This is a genomic window from Nonomuraea sp. NPDC059007 (assembly GCF_042740555.1).
Taxonomy (GTDB): domain Bacteria; phylum Actinomycetota; class Actinomycetes; order Streptosporangiales; family Streptosporangiaceae; genus Nonomuraea.
Genome location: NZ_JBHYJD010000023.1, coordinates 126,533 through 142,054, shown reverse-complemented (window position 1 = coordinate 142,054; position 15,522 = coordinate 126,533). Strand labels below are relative to the sequence as shown.

Below are 15,522 nucleotides of genomic sequence, written 5' to 3'. Positions count from 1 at the left end.
CGCCGGGGATCACGTGAACCGGGGGCGTGCACCGGGGCCGAGGCGGGGGCGCCGGGGATCACGTGAACCGGGGGCGTGCACCGGGGCCGAGGCGGTAGGCCGGGGTCGGTCCCGTCAGTGGCGGGACCGAGGTGGGTGGTTGGCCGAGGTGGTCGATTCGGCCGGGGTGGGTGGGTGGCGACTTGGGGGTTGGGAAGGTTGCGGGGGTGGGGGTGGTTGGGGGGTTTGGGGTTGAGTGGGCGAAGGGCCCGGGGGCCGATTTGGCTCCCGGGCCCTTCGGTAAGAAGGAGACCTCGGTGGAGGTCCTGCGCCGGCGGCAGGACCTCCCGGATCAGACTTCTCGGGTCAACGCCACACGCAGCCGGTCATGAGCCCGCTGCACGTTCTTCCGGGCACGCTCTACTCGGCGGATCCGGTTGATCAGGCGTTGCTCCTCCGCCTCTCGGTGGAGGGTTTGTATTCGGTCGTTAACCATGTTCTGGAACAGATATGGCATTTCAAAGCTCCTGGTGGGAAGGATGTTCATTTCGGTGAGTTGCCTTTCTTGAGTAGGGACGAGGTCGGTTGATCAGGCAGCGACCGGGTGCTTGCGGGGACGCCCGCGGGGCCGCTTGCGGGGCACTACGGTCCCCCTGAGGATGAGCTCGCCGCCCCAGACGCCCCACGGCTCCTCACGCTCGAGCGCGCGGTCGAGGCAGGCCTTCTGGATCGGGCAGCCACCGCAGAGCGCCTTGGCGAACTCGACGTCCTCCGGCGACTCGGCGAACCACAGGTCGGGGTTGGCACGGCAGGGGATCTTGGCTTCGTCGATCAGGTCCATGATCGTCTTCGCCCCCATCTGCGTCTCCTTCTTGTTTTCGATCTCGGTGATCTTGTTCGGGCACCTCGTAGGTGGTGGGGGATCACGGACAAACAAAGAGGCCGCGGATCCGATGTGCGGATCCGCGGCCTGGGGGCTGCTTGTGTGCCGGTCAGGTTATGACCGGCGCATCCCTCCAGGGTTGCGGACCGCACAGACCACCCTTGGTGTTCTGCTGAGTCGGCACGATGCTCGGGGCGCCTGCGACGGCAGGCACGGACGGAGCCACTCCTGCTCCGTAAACCAGGACGGCTTCGAACCCGGCGTGGGCGTAGAAGGCGGGCTCCTGGCCGAAGACAGACTGCTCCTGTCGGAACTTGGCCGGCCCATCGGCGAGTCTGACCGAGTCACGACGTGCGGAAGCGAGCCACTGCGTGGCCGACATCTTGATGCTGATCACCTGGACTCACCTCCGTTGCGGGATCGTCGGACAGGAGTGTCCGACTCGCTTGACCATGACCCTAAACCGGGAAGCCGGGAAGGGGCAACTTATTTTCTACCTGGGATTTTGTGACTTTATCTCGCGGATCATGGCCTCCTGCACCACCGAGACGACGAGGTCTCCTGATGAGGTGAACATCTGTCCGCGGGCGAGGCCACGGGCTCCCCCTGACCAGGGGGACTCTTGAGCATAGAGCAACCAGTCGTCGGACCTGAACGGGCGGTGGAACCACATGGCGTGGTCCAGGGAGGCGCCCATGACGTTGGAGGTGCCCCAGGACAGGCCGTGCGCCAGCAGTATCGTGTCGACGAGCGTGAAGTCGGAGGCGTACGCGGCCAGCACCACGTGCAGGAGTGGGTCGTCGGGCAGGTCCGCGTCGTAGCGGAACCAGACGTTGGTCTCGGCGCTGATCAGCTCCGGGTTCCTGGACGCCTCGAAGGTCAGCGGCGAGGCGTAGCGGGCGTCCACGGGGCGCGGCTTGGACAGCCAGTCCTTCCAGCCGGGCTCGTCGCCGACGAGGTCGTACAGCTTGTCCTGGAAGGTGGGCAGTGTCTCCGGGTCGGGGACCGTCGGCATGGCGGCCGCCTGGTGCGCCCAGCCCTCCTCGGGCACGTGGAACGACGCGGACATCGTGAAGATCGCCTTGCCGTGCTGGATGGCGACCACCCGGCGCGTGGCGAACGAACGGCCGTCGCGGACCCGCTCGACGTTGTACACGATCGGGATGGCGGGGTCGCCCGGCCGGATGAAGTAGGCGTGCAGCGAGTGCACGTGGCGGTCGTCAGGGACGGTACGCCCGGCGGCGACCAGCGCCTGCGCCGCCACCTGGCCGCCGAAGACGCGCTGGATGCGCTCCTCCGGGCTGCGGCCGCGGAAGATGTCCAGCTCGATCTGCTCAAGGTCGAGCAGGTCGAGCAGCTCCTTCAGCGCCTCGTTCACGTGTCTCTCCCTAGCGGCTGGCCGTATCACCATAAGTCTGACGTGCCACCCGCCGTGTCAGGAACCCGCCCGCCGTATCGGGAAAATCACGCGCCACGGCACAGGCCGAGTACGGCCTCGCCGTACTTGTCCAGCTTGACCTTGCCGATCCCCGCGATGGACAGCAGTTCGGAGTCGGTGCGCGGCACGCGCTCCGCGATGGCCTGGAGCGTCACGTCGGTGAACACGACGTACGGCGGGATCTTCGCCTCCTTGGCCGTGGTGGTGCGCCAGGACTTGAGGCTTTCCAGCAGTGCCTCGTCGTAGTCGGCGGGGCAGCTGGAGCATCGGCCCAGCTTCTGCTCGGCCGCGGTGGCGAGGTTGCGGGCGCAGATGCGGCAGGACACGGGGGCGGCCACCTGCCGGCGTTCGCGTGACTGCGCAGGCGCGGCGGCGGCGCGCGCGGTGGTGGCCGGGCGGCCGGTCAGGCCGTCGAGGAAGCGGGAGGGGCGGCGGCCCTTGCGGCCGCCGGGGGCGCGGGCGAGTGCCCAGGAGAGCGAGAGGTGCTCGCGGGCCCTGGTGACGCCGACGTACAGGAGGCGGCGCTCCTCCTCGATCTGCTCGGCCGACTCGGCGTAGATGATCGGCATCATGCCGTCGGTGAGGCCGACCAGGAAGACGGCGTCCCATTCCAGGCCCTTGGCGGCGTGGAGCGAGGCCAGCGTGACGCCTTCGACGGGCGGGGCGTGCTGCTCGCCGGCGCGCCGCTCCAGCTCGGCCACGAACGCGGGCAGGTCGGCCCCGTCGGCGGCCATGTCCTCGGCCAGGTCGGCCAGGGCGCGCAGCGACTCCCACTTCTCGCGCGCCTTGCCGCCGCCGGGCGCGGCCGGTGTGAGCCCGATCCCGGTCAGGATGTGGTGGACCTCGCCGGCCAGGGGTTCGCCGGACTCCGAGCGGGCGGCGCCGCGCAGCAGTACGACGGCCTGACGCACTTCCGGGCGCTCGAAGAAGCGCTCGGCGCCGCGCAGGACGTAGGAGATCTCGGCCTTGGACAGGGCCTCCTCGTAGGCCTCCGACTGGGAGTTGACCCGGAACAGGACGGCGATCTCGCGGGCGGCCACGCCCTTGTCGAGGAGCTTGCGGATGGCGCGGGCGACCCCGGCGGCCTCGGCGGGCTCGTCGTCGTGCTCGGTGAAGACGGGCTTGGGGCCGTCCTTTCGCTGGGCGATCAGCTCCAGGCGGTGGGCCGAGCGGCCCTTGGCGATGACCAGGTTGGCCAGGTCGACCACCTGCGGGGTGGAGCGGTAGTCGCGCACGAGCTTGATGACGGCGGCGTCGGGGTGCTCGACGGCGAAGCCGGTCAGGTAGCGGGGGCTGGCGCCGGTGAAGGAGTAGATGGTCTGGTTGGGGTCGCCGACCACGCACAGGTCGTCGCGCCCGCCGAGCCAGGTGTCGAGCAGGAGCTTCTGCAGCGGGTTGACGTCCTGGTACTCGTCGACGACGAAGTAGCGGTACTGCTGGCGGATCTGGGCCGCCACCTCCTGGTGCTCGGTCATCACCGCGGCGGTGAGCTCCAGGATGGTCTCGAAGTCGACCAGGTGCCGCTCGCGCCGGATCTGCTCGTAGGCGTCGTAGACGCGCGCCATCTCCTCGGCGGGCACCGGCGGCGTGCGGTTGAACTTCGCGGCGGCGGCCGTGTAGTCCTCGGGGGCGATCTGGACGACCTTGGACCATTCGACCTCGCTGGCCAGGTCGCGCAGGACGTCGGGGCTGGTGCGGGTGATCCGGCAGGCCTCGCGCAGCACGGGCAGCTTGGACTCGATCACCGACGGCGCGTCGCCGCCGATGACCCTCGGCCAGAAGTAGGTGAGCTGGCGCAGCGCGGCGGCGTGGAAGGTGCGGGCCTGGACGCCGGGCGCGCCGAGCGCGCGCAGCCGCTGCCTGAGCTCTCCGGCGGCGCGTGTGGTGAATGTCACGGCGAGCACGCTGGAGGAGTCGACGTACCCACTCCGTACGGCGTGGGCGATGCGGTGGGTGATCGCCCTGGTCTTCCCGGTGCCCGCGCCGGCCAGCACGCACACCGGACCTCGCACGGCCTCGGCCACCGCACGCTGCTCCGGGTCGAGCCCGGCGAGCACGTCGTCCACGCTGTTCACCTCATCATCCTCCCAGCCGGTGGCGGTGAAGGGCTCCATTCTGGCAACATGCCGCCCGTCACCCGTTCACATCACCGAGATGCAAAGAACAGGTCAATTCCCCCACAATGGGGCGCGACCAACTGCATGGGGGAAAGGGAAGGCCGTGCGAACTGCGGTTTTCGCGAGCGCGCTCGCCGCTGCGATCGCGCTCACACCGGCGGCGGCCGCCGCCGAGACGGCGAAGGACCCTTTCCCGGTCGACTCCAACGGCCTGGGCGGCCTGTCGGCGGAGAGCGTCAACTACGGCCACCAGCGCAACCAGGACATGGACGTGTGGTGGACGGCCGACGGCACCAAGCGGCCCGGCGTCTTCCTCATCCACGGCGGCTGGTGGTCCGGCGGCGACAAGAGGTACATGACGGAGATCGCCCGCACCTACGCCGACATGGGCTACACGGTCTTCAACCTCAACTACCGCCTGTCCGGCCAGGAGGCCTGGCCGGCGCAGCGCAGTGACGCCTTCTCCGCGATCGCCGTGGCCCGCAAGCACGCCGGGCGCTGGTCGTTCGACCCGGCCAAGTTCGTGGTGGTGGGCTTCTCCGCGGGCGGCCACATCGCCGCGGCCGTCGGCACGTACGGCAACGGCGTGCCCGGCCTGAAGGGCGTCGTGGGGCTGTCACCGGTGATCTCGCCGCTGCGCGCCTTCTCCGACGGCGCCAAGACGACGGACATCAACAAGCGCCGCCTGCGCGTGGCGGCCATGCGGCTGGCCGGCGGCTGCGAGCCCAAGGGCAAGTGCTCGCGGGTGTGGGCCAGCATGGAGGTGCCCTGGCACGCCAGCGCCAAGGACGCGCCGATGCTGATGCTGCACTCGGAGAACGAGTTCGTGCCGCCGGTGCAGAGCGAGTTGCTCAAGACGATGCTGGGCCAGGTGGGCGTGGACGTGACGGTCGTCACTCAGCCCGGCTCCCAGCACAGCGCGCCGCTCTTCCGTGAGCCCGGCGTGGCCGAGCGCGTCCAGCAGTGGATCAGCGAGCGCATCGGCTAACCCCACCGGATCACGAGGGATTACGCGGGCGCCCGGCGTTGTTGCACCGAGCGCCTGTTTACCGAAAGGAACCCTCATGGCGCTGACGGTCTACACCACCACCTGGTGCGGCCCCTGCAAGAGGCTGAAGTCTCAGCTCTCCCGCGAAGGCATCAGCTTCAGCGAAGTCGACATCGAGGCGAACCCCACCGCCGCCGCGTTCGTGGAGAGCGTGAACAACGGCAACCAGGTCGTCCCGACGGTCGTCATCGAGACCCCCAAGGGCCGGGTCGTGCGCACGAACCCGTCGGCGCGCGAGGTGAAGGCACTCCTCCAGGCCGCCTGAAGGTACCTACCAGTCACCGACCAGCTCGTCGCCGTACCAGGTCTCGATCAGCCGCCTGGCGATCGAGACCGGCGGCGGCAGCCGCAGCTCGCCCGAGGCCAGCGCCTCGGCGAGCTGGACGCGTGAGTACCACCTGGCCTCGGCGATCTCGTCGGCGTCCGGGGTGAGCGTCGTGGTGATGGCGTCGGCGAAGAAGCCGAGCATGAGGCTGCGCGGGAACGGCCACGGCTGGCTGCCCAGGTAGCGCGGGTTCGTGACGGCGATGCCGACCTCCTCGGCCACCTCGCGTACGACCGCGTGCTCCAGCGACTCCCCCGGCTCCACGAACCCGGCCAGGATCGACAGCCGTCCCTCCGGCCACTGCGGCCCGCGGGCCAGCAGGCAGCGGTCCTCCTCGTCGCGGATCAGCATGATCACCGCGGGGTCGACGCGCGGGAAGTGCTGTGAGCCGTCCTCGGGGCAGACGCGGATGTGGCCGCCCCCCTCGACGCGGGTACGGCTCCCGCACCGCGGGCAGTGCTCGTGCGTCGTGTGCCAGGCCTCCAGGGCCACGGCGTAGACCAGCAGACCGGCGTCCCGGTCGCCGAGCAGCCCGCCGACCTGCCGCAGCCCGGCCACGACCGGCTGGCCCTCCGGGGTGTCGCGCAGGCTCATGGGTACGGTCGCCCGGCCGTTCAGCTCGGCGTCGATCCCCGGCAGGGGCGCGGCGACGGCGAAGTAGGCGGTGCCGTCCTCGACGCCCAGCAGATAGCGCTCGCCCTCGGGTGCTTCCTCGGTCGTGTACAGCACGGCCTCGACGTCCTCGCCGGTGCGGCGGACGAGCGTGTGGCCGTCGTTGATGACCAGAACTCTGGTGGCGGGGTCGGCCCAGGCACGTTCCAGCCACGCGCGATCGCCGCGCAGTGTCGAGGACCTGTCGATGGTGCCGCGCGCCAGCAGTAGTGGCCCGATCAGTTGTTCTTCAGCCCTTGTATCCACGCCGGACACACCCTCCCCAAAGTCGCAGACATCCTACGACGCCAGGTTCGGGTAAGCCTCGCCGCCGCACTTCCGGCCGAATCCCCCGTAACCACATAATTGGCTCGCAGCATCGTGAAGATCGGAGGCTCTCGATCGATGCCTTTAGGAGACCCGCGGCAACTCGGGGACTACACGCTGGAGCACGTTCTCGCTGAAGGACCGGCCGGCGTGGTCTACGCGGGACGCGGCCCGGACGGCGAGCGGGTGGCGGTCAAGCTGCTCCATACCGATCTGGAGGATCCGGAGCGCTTCCTGGAACGGGCCGAGGGGCTGAAACGCGTGGACGCCTTCCACAGCGCGATGGTCCTCGACGCCGGGATCGAGGGGGCGCGGCCGTACGTCGTCTCGGAGTTCGTGGACGGGGTCAGCCTCAAGCAGGCCGTCATCGAGCACGGCCCCTTAGGGGGCGCGGCGTTGCATCGGCTGGCCATCGCGACGATGACCGCGCTGGCCGCCATCCATCAGGCGGGGCTGGCGCACGGGGCGCTGCGGCCCGACAACGTCCTGCTCGGGCCGGACGGTCCGCGGGTGATCAACGCGGGGGTCGGCGCCGCGGTGGAGTCGGGGTCGGCGATCGCCACCCAGCAGGTCTCCTCGCCCGCCTTCCTGGCGCCCGAGCAGTTCGCCGGCGAGTTGTTCCCCGTGTCCGCCGATCTGTTCGCGTGGGGCTCGACCGTGGTGTTCGCCGCCACCGGGCAGTCGCCCTTCCACTCCAACTCGATGTCGGCCGCGATGAACCGCATCCTGCGCGAGGAGCCCGACCTCGGTGGCGTGGCCGATCCGCCGCGGGCGATCGTGGCGGCGTGCCTGGCCAAGGATCCGGCGGCGCGGCCCACGGCCAGCGAGGCGCTGATGCGGCTCGTGGGCCACTCCATGCTGACCGACCTGCCGCCGGTGCTGGAGGAGGAGCCGCCGCGCCGCTCCAGGGCGCCGGCGCTGATGGCCGCCGCGCTCGCGCTGGCGGTCCTGTCGGCCGCGGGCGGGCACGCCGTCGCGCGGGTGACGCGACCGGCCCCGGCGCCGGCCAAGGTCGTGTCCGCGGCTCCGGCGCCCGGTCCCGCCTCGCCTTCCCCGGACGTCCGTACGGCGGCGCCCGACCCCAGCCCACCTCCCAAGCCCACCAAGACGGTCAAGGCCGTGGGCATCGGCCTGACGCTGCACGAGAGCCCGGACGACCCGGTCGTCCTGAGCGCCTACCGGGTGGGCAAGGACGCGTACGTGCGCGAGGGCGACACCTTCACCAAGCTGAAGACGCCCGGCGCCGACCTCGGCTTCTCCCCCGACGGCCAGTGGCTGGCGATCTACGCCGAGCCCACGCTGACGGTCGTCAACAGGAAGACGAAGGAGCAGTACGCCCTCACGCCGGAGGTCAAGGGCAAACTCGCCCTTCCGACCTGGTCGCCGGACTCCAAGCGGCTGCTGCTGAGCATCGTCGACGGCGGCGATCCCGAGCTGGCCCTGGGCTTCGTGCTGGTCGACCCGGTCTCCAGAAGCGTCACTCCCGTACCCACCGACGACAAGGCCGAGCGGATCTACGCCTGGCTGCCCGACTCCTCCGGCGTGGTCATCGACTACCGGAGCGAGAGCGGCTGGGGTCTCAAGGCCCGCGACCTGGCCGGGCGCGAGCTGTGGACCAAGCACTGGGTCGGCCAGCTCTGGGGGCGGCGCAGCTTCTCGCCCTCCGGCGCCTCGTTCCTGACGTTGTGCCCGAGCGGCGGCAGCTTCTGCCTCTGGAACACCCAGAACTGGGGTCGCCAGGAGAGCGTGGCCGTCTTCGGGGCGAAGGGCGGAACGTTGCTGAGCTGGTACGACGACAGCCACCTGATCATCACCGAGCCCAGGGACAAGGACAAGGCGGTGCACCGGATCATCGCCATCGACCTGCGCGGCCGTACGCAGAGGGTGATGGGCGAGCTGGCCGGCAAGGACGACCGCGACGACCTGATCTACGTCTACACAGGGAGGTGACCGGCGTGGACTCCGGCATCCTGGTCACCGACCGCGCGGAGGGACGGACGCTGGCCCAGGCGGTGTCCGAGGGCGGCGCGCTGTCGCCCAACGCGACCCACCGGCTCGCGCTGGCCGTACTGACCGCGCTGGCCTCCGTGCACCGTACGGGCGAACATCACGGCGATCTGGGCCCGCACACGGTCGTGCTCGGCGCGGACGGCACGCACGTGCTGCGCGGCACGCCCGCCGGGGACGGCGGGCAGTCGGCGGACATGTTCGCCTGGGCCGCGCTGGTCGCCTACGCGGCGACCGGCCGCGACCCCTTCGGCGAGGTCGACAAACGCCGCCGGTACGGCGCCGCCGACCTGGGCGCCCTCCACGGCGAACTGCGCGAGCTGGTGGCCGACTGCCTGGCCGAGGACCCGGAGCACCGCCCGGCCGCGGAGGAGGCGCTGCTGCGCCTGCTCGGCCAGTCCGGCGCTCTGGAGACCGCGCTGCCCGACACGCCGGAACCGCCGCGGCGGCGTCCCCGCGCGCTGCTGCTCATCTCTGCGGCCGTCGTCATCGTGCTGGTCTTCGGCGCCCTCGGCTACGTGCTGACCCCCAGGACGGTCAGCGCGCAACCGGTCGCGGCGGGCACCCCGTCCCGGCCGGCCTCCGCCACCCTCACGACGCCCGCCGCGCCGAAGCAGGCGCCCGCGACCCGGACGATCACCCTGCCCGGCGGCGCGGGCACGCTCTGGGAGAACGCGGCCGACCAGGTCCGTCTCACCTCCTACTACTCCTACTACGACGGCGGGAACAGCGAGGACTCCGTCGCGTACGCGCGCACGCCGGACGGCTCCGCCTTCGCCAGGACCGGCGGCGCCAACATCAGCTCCCCGATCTCCCCGGACAACCGGTGGACCGCCACGGTCAACGAGCTGCACCTCCTGACCACGGAGCGCCTGGACGTGGGCTTCACCCACCGGGTCACCGGCGAGAAGTTCACGGTCCCGACCGTCTCGAACCCGCGGTGGGGCGTCTCGCCACAGTGGTCGCGCGACAGCCGCACGCTGCTGCTGTCGCTGATGGAGCGCGACGAGCAGGTCGAGTCCGCCTTCGTGAGGGGCTTCATCCTCATCGACGTCGAACGCCGGCGCGCAACCGTCGTCGAGACGGCCAACGCCGAGGACGTCGCGCAGTTCAGGAAGCAGGCGCCGGAGGAGCGCACCGCTCACTTCTACCGCTGGGCGGCGGGCGACCAGCTCGTGGCGTCCGGGTATCTGACGCCGGAGAACGCCGAGGGGATCCGCTACCGCGACCTGTCGGGCAAGGTCGTGCGTTCCATGCACTGGGTGGGCCGGCCCGTCGGGCAGACGCCGTTCTCTCCCTCCGGCAAGCGCCTGGTCACGACCGTGTGCAGCAAGAAGCAGGGCGTCTGCGTCTGGGACGCCGACACGGGCACGAGGCTCGCGGACGTGCCGCCCGGCGCCGGCTACATGTACGGCTGGTACGACGAGGACCACCTGATCGTGGGCAGGGTCGCGGGCAAGAAGATGATCGTGGAGGCGGTCGACTTCAAGGGCGAGGTGACGCGGAAGCTGGTCGAGCTCGTGTACGTCAAGGGCAAGCTGCCCCAGTTGCGCTTCGACAGGTACTGACATGAGCGTCCTGGAGCACGTCGGCGAGTACCGGATCCTGGGCACACTGGGCTCCGGCGGCCAGGGCGTGGTCCATCTCGGGCAGGGGCCCGGGGGCGAGAAGGTCGCCATCAAGGTGCTGCACCGGGTCTCCGATCCGCAGGCCGTCGCCCGGTTCCTGCGCGAGGCGGAGGTGCTGCCCGAGGTGGCCTCGTTCTGCACCGCCCTGGTGCTGGGCACGGGCAGCGAGAACGGCGTGCCGTACATCGTGAGTGAGTTCATCGAGGGGCCGACGCTGCAGGCGAGCGTGCGCGAGCGCGGCCCGATCGGCGGGCGGGAGCTGCGCAGGCTCGCGGTCGGGACCGTCACGGCGCTGGCGGCCATTCACCGGGCCGGAGTCGTGCACCGTGACTTCAAGCCGGCGAACGTGCTGCTGAGCAGGGAGGGTCCGCGGGTCATCGACTTCGGGATCGCGCGGGCGGCCTCCGGTGAGACGACGATCGGCGGGGTGGTGGGGACGCCGGCGTACATGGCGCCCGAGCAGTTCGCGCAGTCGCTGGCGGGGCCGCCGGCGGACCTGTTCGCGTGGGCGGCCACGATCGTCTTCGCGGCGACCGGGCGGGCGCCGTTCGGGCAGGACTCGGTGCCGGCGATCATGCATCGGCTGGCGACCGAGGAGCCCGAGCTGAACGGTCTCGACGGGGACCTGAGAGAGATCGTGGCGGCCTGCCTGGCCAAGGAGCCCGCCGAGCGGCCGCGGGCCAGCCAGGTGCTGCTGCGCCTGCTCGGCCACCCGGCGCCCGGCAGCGGAGGCAACGTCGGGCGGGCCGCCAAGCGGCCGGTGGAGCGGCGGCAGCCCGACTCGGTGCCGGAGGGGCTGCTGCGGGAGGGCTTGGCGGTCTCGCGCCGGCCCCGGCGCCTGCGCACGGCCCTGGTCGGCGGTACGGCGCTGGCCGTGGCGGCGGCCGTGACCGCCACGATCCTGATCACGCGGCCCTCCGCCGGGCCGACGCCGGCACCGTCGGTGGGGCCACGGCCGGGTCCGGCCGCCGTCGTGCCGTCGCCCGTGGTCAGCGGTTCGCCGCCGGCCGACGCCGTCGCGGTCGCGGTGCCGCAGCTCGCGGCCACGTTCTACGAGAGCCCCCGCGACCCGCTCCGGCTGACCTCGTTCACGGTCAAGGAGGAGTCGCTGCGGCATCCGGGGTTCGTCAGGAAGCCGGGGACGCGGGAGTTCGTCCGCCTGCCCGAGTACCGCGACGCGGTCGTCTCCCCCGACGGCAAGCTGGTCGCGTCGGTCTACACCACGCCCAAGTACGCCTCCGACGGCAACAACACCGTGCAGTTCACCGACCGGGCGCTGACGCCGGTCTTCGCGGTGCCGACCGTGGAGCTGCCGCTGCAGGTCAGACGGCCGACGTGGGCGCGCGACAGCTCGCGGGTCCTGCTGACCGTCGCCGACACCGACGGCAAGGCCACCGGCTTCGCCGTGGTGGACGTGGCCGCCCGCACGTTCGTCCGGCGGGAGGTCGGCGGCCTGGCCAAGGGGACGGACTTCGCCTGGGGCCCGGACGGGAGCGTCCTCGTCACCGGGGGCGGGCCGGTGGGCCTCTACACGCTCGGCGGGCGGCTGTCGCGGACCGTGAAGGGTGTGCGCTCGGCGGACAACCTCACGGCCGAGGTCAACGGGCCGTTGCTGGCCGCCGGGTGCGCCGGTGCGCGGCCCGCCGTCTGCGTGGTGGAACACGAAAGCGGGAAGCCCGTCTCGCGCTTCCCGCTGGGTGCCAAGCAGAAGATGTGGGGGTGGTTCAACCGGGACCACCTGCTGGTCTATGACCACGGGGTCAGCCCTTGGCGAGTCGACGTGGTGGACCTGACCGGGAAGAGAGTCCGGCGGTTCGCCACGATGGCCGGGGACGCCGGCACGGTGTGGCGGTTGTTCTGGTCGGGCGGCTGAGCCCGGACTCGCCGGGCTCAGCCTTCGTTCCCGTCCTCATGCTCAGCGGGCGAAGACCACGATGTTGTCGCGGTAGCTGCCCTTCTTCCTGTCGAACACGCCGCCGCAGGTGATCAGGCGCAGTTCGGCGCCGCCGGTCTGGCCGTAGACCGTGCGGCCGGGGACGGCGGTCTTCGGGTAACGGGCCAGGCGGTGGACGGTGAACGCCTTGGTGCTGCCGTCGGCGCGGTCCACGTAGATCTTGTCGCCGGGGTCGAGGCCGCGGACCTTGTAGAAGACCGCGGGGCCCGTCTTGGAGTCCACGTGGCCGGCGATGACGGCGGGGCCGCGCTCGCCGGGCTCGGGGCCGGCCTGGTTCCATCCGGCCACGTCGTAGCGCTTGGGTGCGGCCAGGCGGCCCTTCTTGTCGAGGGCCAGCGGGATGATCTTCGTCTTCAGGCCGATGGCGGGGACGCGCAGCCGTACCGGGTTGGCGGCCTGCGTACCGGTCCAGGTACCGCCCGCTCCGGTGTCCACCCCGCCCCTCGGGCGACCGTCGTCGTCATCGTCATCGTCGTCGCTGGTGCCGCCCGCTCCGGTGTCGACCCCGCCCCTGGGACGGTCGTCGTCATCGTCATCGTCGTCGTCATCGTCGTCGCTGGTGCCGCCCGCTCCGGTGTCCACTCCGCCCCTCGGGCGGTCGTCGTCATCGTCGTCGGCCTGGGCCAGCGCGGCCGGGGCGGCCGAGGCCGGGGTCGCGACGAGACCGGCGCCCGCCACGCCGGTTCCGCACATGAGCGCGATGGCGATCAGGATCCGCTTGAGTTCCATGCCGTCCTCCTGGGAGTCCGTTCCGTTGCCGATCTCAGACTCCCGAGCGGCGGTGGGACGCCCATGAGGCCGCCGTTAGAGGGCTTTCATGCGATATCCAGTACCTCGTAGGGTCTCGATCCGTTCTGCCCCGATTTTCTTGCGGAGGTACCGGACATAGACATCCACGACGTTCGAGCCGGGGTCGAAGTCGAACCCCCACACGTGGCTGAGCAACTGCTCGCGGGTGAGCACCTGGTCGGGGTGGCGGCAGAAGACCTCGGCCAGCGCGAACTCCCGCGCCGACAGCTCCACCACGTGCCCGCCCACGTGCACCCGGCGGCTGCGCAGGTCCAGCGACAGATCGCCCACGCGCAGCACGGTCACCTCGGGCGTGCGCTCGGTACGCAGCCGCAGCCGCACCCTGGCCAGCAGTTCCTCGAAGGCGAACGGCTTGGGGATGTAGTCGTCGGCCCCGCCTTCGAGCCCGGCGACGGTGTCGGCCACGCTGTCACGGGCGGTCAGGATGATCACCGGCAGCGTCACCCTGGCCTGCCGCAGCCTGCGCAGCACCGTGAACCCGTCGCTCAGCGGCAGCCCGATGTCGAGCACCAGAAGGTCGAACTCACCGCTGCGGGCGTACTCGAAGGCGGCCTCGCCGTCCTCCACCACGGTGGTCACGAAGCCATTGCCCCGCAGCCCCTTCTCCACGAACGCGGCGATCCTGGCCTCGTCCTCGGCGATGAGTATCCGGTTCAATCCCGCACCTCTCTTCCGTCAACCTGCAATTCGATGACGAAGCGGGCGCCGTCCTCCACCCAGACGCGGCCGCCGTGGGCTTCGGCGATGGAGCGCACGATGGACAGCCCGAGCCCGGCGCCCTGGTGGGAACGGCTGCCCGCGCGGACGAACCGCTGGAAGATGCGCTCGCGGTCCTCCGGCCGTACTCCGGGGCCGCCGTCGCGCACCCACAGCCGGACGCGGTCACCGTCCACGGCGGAGCCGGCGGCCACGAGCGCGCCCTCCCGCGTGTGCCGGACGGCGTTGGCGGCCAGTTGCATGAGCGCCTGGGTGAGCCGCTGGCGGTCGGCCACGATGCGCGCCTCGGCCACCTCGTCCACCCGCCAGTCGCGCTCGCCCAGCGCCCTGGCCTTGGCGATCACGCTGACGGTCAGGTCCGCGAGCTCCACCTCCTCCAGCGACAGGAAGCCCGGCTGCTCCGACTTGGCCAGCGTGAGCAGGTCGTCGACGATGCGGTTCATGCGGTTGAGCTCGTCGGTGACCAGCGCGAGCGTCTCCTCCCGCTCGGCCGGGTCGTCGCCCATCAGCTCCAGGTGGCCGCGGATGACGGTGATCGGGGTACGCAGCTCGTGCCCGGCGTCGTCCACGAACTCGCGCTGCACCTCGAAGGCGCGTTGCAGCCGGTCAAGCATGTGGTTGAAGGTGCGGGCCAGCGCGGCCACGTCGTCGTTGCCGACCACGTCGAGCCGGCGGGTCAGGTCGCTGGAGTCGCTGATGTGCTCGGCGGCCTGCCGTACCATCCGGACCGGCGCGAGCACGCGGCCCGCGACGAACCAGCCGGCCGCGCCCGCCATCGCCAGCGCGGCCAGTGAGGTGAAGGCGAGCACGCGGACGGCGTCGACGACCTCCTGGCGGTGATGCTCATAGAAGATCGCGATGACGAAGTGGCCCTGGCGCGGGTCGCCCTTGACCTGGATGGGGATCGAGACGTAGCGGACCTCACCCGCCTTGGACGGCCACTCTCCGGTCTCCGGGCGCTGGGCCTCGGCGACGCGGGCGACCAGGGCGGCGTCCTCGTCGAGGGGCGCGGGCGACTCGGCCCGGCCCTTGTGGTGGGGCTGGCCGTCCACGACGGTGAAGAACATCTCCCACCGGTCGGCGACGTTGACCTGGAGGTAGCCGACCAGCAGGTCCTCCAGATCGTTGGTGGTGGGTTTGGCCGCGTAGCCGCGCAGCTCCTCGTACTCGTGCTTGAACTCGGCCGCGATCCGCTCGTCCACCCGGGTCAGCAGGACGTTCCAGGCGGCGAAGATCGACAGGCCGAGCGCCAGGGTCACGACCGAGAGCATCCAGCCTACGATCCGGGCTCTCGCGCTCACCTTGCCTGCTCAGTCGTCGTCATCGTCCTCATCATCATCCCCGGTGCGGACCCTGGTCGGCGAAGGGGGTGGCACCGGGTCGGCTTTCGTCTTCTTCCTGGTCGGCGTGGGCGTCGCGCGTTCCCTGGTCGGGCTCGGCGTCATCGTCGGCGTCGGGCTGGGCGGCGGGGTGGCCGTGGGGGTGACGATGATCTCGCCGCCGAGGTCCGGTTCGACGGCCCCCGCTTTGACCACCACGGTCATGGCCAGCGCGGCGAGCACCGCGCCGACCGTGGCGCCCACGAGCGTGGTCCTACGGGTCATGACAGGACCGTAGGCTCTGCGGAGGAGATGTCGG

15 protein-coding genes are annotated in these 15,522 nt (G+C 71.1%); 6 read left to right on the top strand and 9 right to left on the bottom strand.

Annotated elements, in window-relative coordinates:
- Positions 1–367 precede the first annotated feature (367 nt).
- Positions 368–568, top strand: coding sequence for a hypothetical protein (locus tag ACFWY5_RS33105; RefSeq protein WP_379610492.1), 201 nt, complete (start codon positions 368–370; stop codon positions 566–568).
- Here ACFWY5_RS33105 and ACFWY5_RS33100 read toward each other — a convergent pair whose 3' ends face one another.
- The 4 genes from ACFWY5_RS33100 to ACFWY5_RS33085 form a co-directional block, all read right to left on the bottom strand.
- Entirely contained in the window at positions 569–838 is a 270-nt protein-coding gene (locus ACFWY5_RS33100; RefSeq protein WP_184968169.1) for a WhiB family transcriptional regulator, read from the bottom strand.
- 133 nt (positions 839–971) lie between these two features.
- Entirely contained in the window at positions 972–1,259 is a 288-nt protein-coding gene (locus ACFWY5_RS33095) for a hypothetical protein (protein ID WP_379610494.1), read from the bottom strand.
- A 96-nt stretch (positions 1,260–1,355) separates the two neighbouring features.
- Positions 1,356–2,240: an acyl-CoA thioesterase gene (locus ACFWY5_RS33090; protein ID WP_379610495.1), complete on the bottom strand. Its 885-nt coding sequence runs from the start codon at positions 2,238–2,240 to the stop codon at positions 1,356–1,358.
- A gap of 86 nt (positions 2,241–2,326) precedes the next feature.
- Positions 2,327–4,414, bottom strand: a complete 2,088-nt coding sequence (locus ACFWY5_RS33085) for an ATP-dependent DNA helicase UvrD2 (protein ID WP_379636577.1) — start codon at positions 4,412–4,414, stop codon at positions 2,327–2,329.
- A gap of 106 nt (positions 4,415–4,520) precedes the next feature.
- Here ACFWY5_RS33085 and ACFWY5_RS33080 point away from each other — a divergent pair, with 106 nt between their 5' ends.
- Both ACFWY5_RS33080 and ACFWY5_RS33075 read left to right on the top strand, forming a co-directional pair.
- On the top strand, positions 4,521–5,405 hold the full coding sequence (locus tag ACFWY5_RS33080) for an alpha/beta hydrolase (protein WP_379636575.1): 885 nt from the start codon (positions 4,521–4,523) through the stop codon (positions 5,403–5,405).
- 76 nt (positions 5,406–5,481) lie between these two features.
- Positions 5,482–5,730 (top strand): glutaredoxin domain-containing protein, encoded by a 249-nt coding sequence (locus ACFWY5_RS33075; protein ID WP_184968030.1) that lies wholly within the window; start codon positions 5,482–5,484, stop codon positions 5,728–5,730.
- Positions 5,731–5,736: 6 nt separating this feature from the next.
- On the opposite strand, the gene nudC is transcribed toward ACFWY5_RS33075, so the two are convergent.
- Complete coding sequence (gene nudC / locus ACFWY5_RS33070; protein ID WP_379610499.1) at positions 5,737–6,708, bottom strand: NAD(+) diphosphatase; 972 nt, start codon at positions 6,706–6,708, stop codon at positions 5,737–5,739.
- Positions 6,709–6,846: 138 nt separating this feature from the next.
- Here nudC and ACFWY5_RS33065 point away from each other — a divergent pair, with 138 nt between their 5' ends.
- The 3 genes from ACFWY5_RS33065 to ACFWY5_RS33055 are packed head-to-tail and all read left to right on the top strand — an operon-like array spanning position 6,847 to position 12,276.
- Complete coding sequence (locus ACFWY5_RS33065) at positions 6,847–8,718, top strand: protein kinase (RefSeq protein ID WP_379636573.1); 1,872 nt, start codon at positions 6,847–6,849, stop codon at positions 8,716–8,718.
- 5 nt (positions 8,719–8,723) lie between these two features.
- Positions 8,724–10,343, top strand: a complete 1,620-nt coding sequence (locus ACFWY5_RS33060; RefSeq protein WP_379610501.1) for a hypothetical protein — start codon at positions 8,724–8,726, stop codon at positions 10,341–10,343.
- Position 10,344: 1 nt separating this feature from the next.
- Positions 10,345–12,276 carry a protein kinase gene (locus ACFWY5_RS33055; RefSeq protein ID WP_379636571.1) on the top strand — a complete coding sequence of 644 codons (1,932 nt, stop codon included), beginning with the start codon at positions 10,345–10,347 and terminating at the stop codon, positions 12,274–12,276.
- A gap of 42 nt (positions 12,277–12,318) precedes the next feature.
- Here ACFWY5_RS33055 and ACFWY5_RS33050 read toward each other — a convergent pair whose 3' ends face one another.
- From ACFWY5_RS33050 to ACFWY5_RS33035, 4 genes are all read right to left on the bottom strand, one after another.
- A complete protein-coding gene (locus tag ACFWY5_RS33050) occupies positions 12,319–13,086 on the bottom strand; it encodes a class F sortase (RefSeq protein ID WP_379636569.1) in 768 nt (255 codons plus the stop codon).
- A 75-nt stretch (positions 13,087–13,161) separates the two neighbouring features.
- Entirely contained in the window at positions 13,162–13,824 is a 663-nt protein-coding gene (locus tag ACFWY5_RS33045) for a response regulator transcription factor (protein ID WP_379610504.1), read from the bottom strand.
- Positions 13,821–15,155 (bottom strand): ATP-binding protein, encoded by a 1,335-nt coding sequence (locus ACFWY5_RS33040; RefSeq protein ID WP_379610505.1) that lies wholly within the window; start codon positions 15,153–15,155, stop codon positions 13,821–13,823. Before ACFWY5_RS33040 ends, ACFWY5_RS33045 begins: the two co-directional genes overlap by 4 nt.
- A gap of 39 nt (positions 15,156–15,194) precedes the next feature.
- A complete protein-coding gene (locus ACFWY5_RS33035) occupies positions 15,195–15,488 on the bottom strand; it encodes a hypothetical protein (protein ID WP_379610506.1) in 294 nt (97 codons plus the stop codon).
- Positions 15,489–15,522: the final 34 nt, after the last annotated feature.

Excerpts from the sequence above, each read along its gene's own strand:
- ACFWY5_RS33055 (WP_379636571.1), top strand. The coding sequence starts at position 10,345 with ATGAGCGTCCTGGAGCACGTCGGCGAGTACCGGATCCTGGGCACACTG.
- ACFWY5_RS33035 (WP_379610506.1), bottom strand. The coding sequence starts at position 15,488 with ATGACCCGTAGGACCACGCTCGTGGGCGCCACGGTCGGCGCGGTGCTC.
- ACFWY5_RS33040 (WP_379610505.1), bottom strand. The coding sequence starts at position 15,155 with ATGCTCTCGGTCGTGACCCTGGCGCTCGGCCTGTCGATCTTCGCCGCC.
- ACFWY5_RS33085 (WP_379636577.1), bottom strand. The coding sequence starts at position 4,414 with ATGGAGCCCTTCACCGCCACCGGCTGGGAGGATGATGAGGTGAACAGC.
- ACFWY5_RS33100 (WP_184968169.1), bottom strand. The coding sequence starts at position 838 with ATGGGGGCGAAGACGATCATGGACCTGATCGACGAAGCCAAGATCCCC.
- ACFWY5_RS33105 (WP_379610492.1), top strand. The coding sequence starts at position 368 with ATGAGCCCGCTGCACGTTCTTCCGGGCACGCTCTACTCGGCGGATCCG.
- ACFWY5_RS33065 (WP_379636573.1), top strand. The coding sequence starts at position 6,847 with ATGCCTTTAGGAGACCCGCGGCAACTCGGGGACTACACGCTGGAGCAC.
- ACFWY5_RS33050 (WP_379636569.1), bottom strand. The coding sequence starts at position 13,086 with ATGGAACTCAAGCGGATCCTGATCGCCATCGCGCTCATGTGCGGAACC.
- ACFWY5_RS33075 (WP_184968030.1), top strand. The coding sequence starts at position 5,482 with ATGGCGCTGACGGTCTACACCACCACCTGGTGCGGCCCCTGCAAGAGG.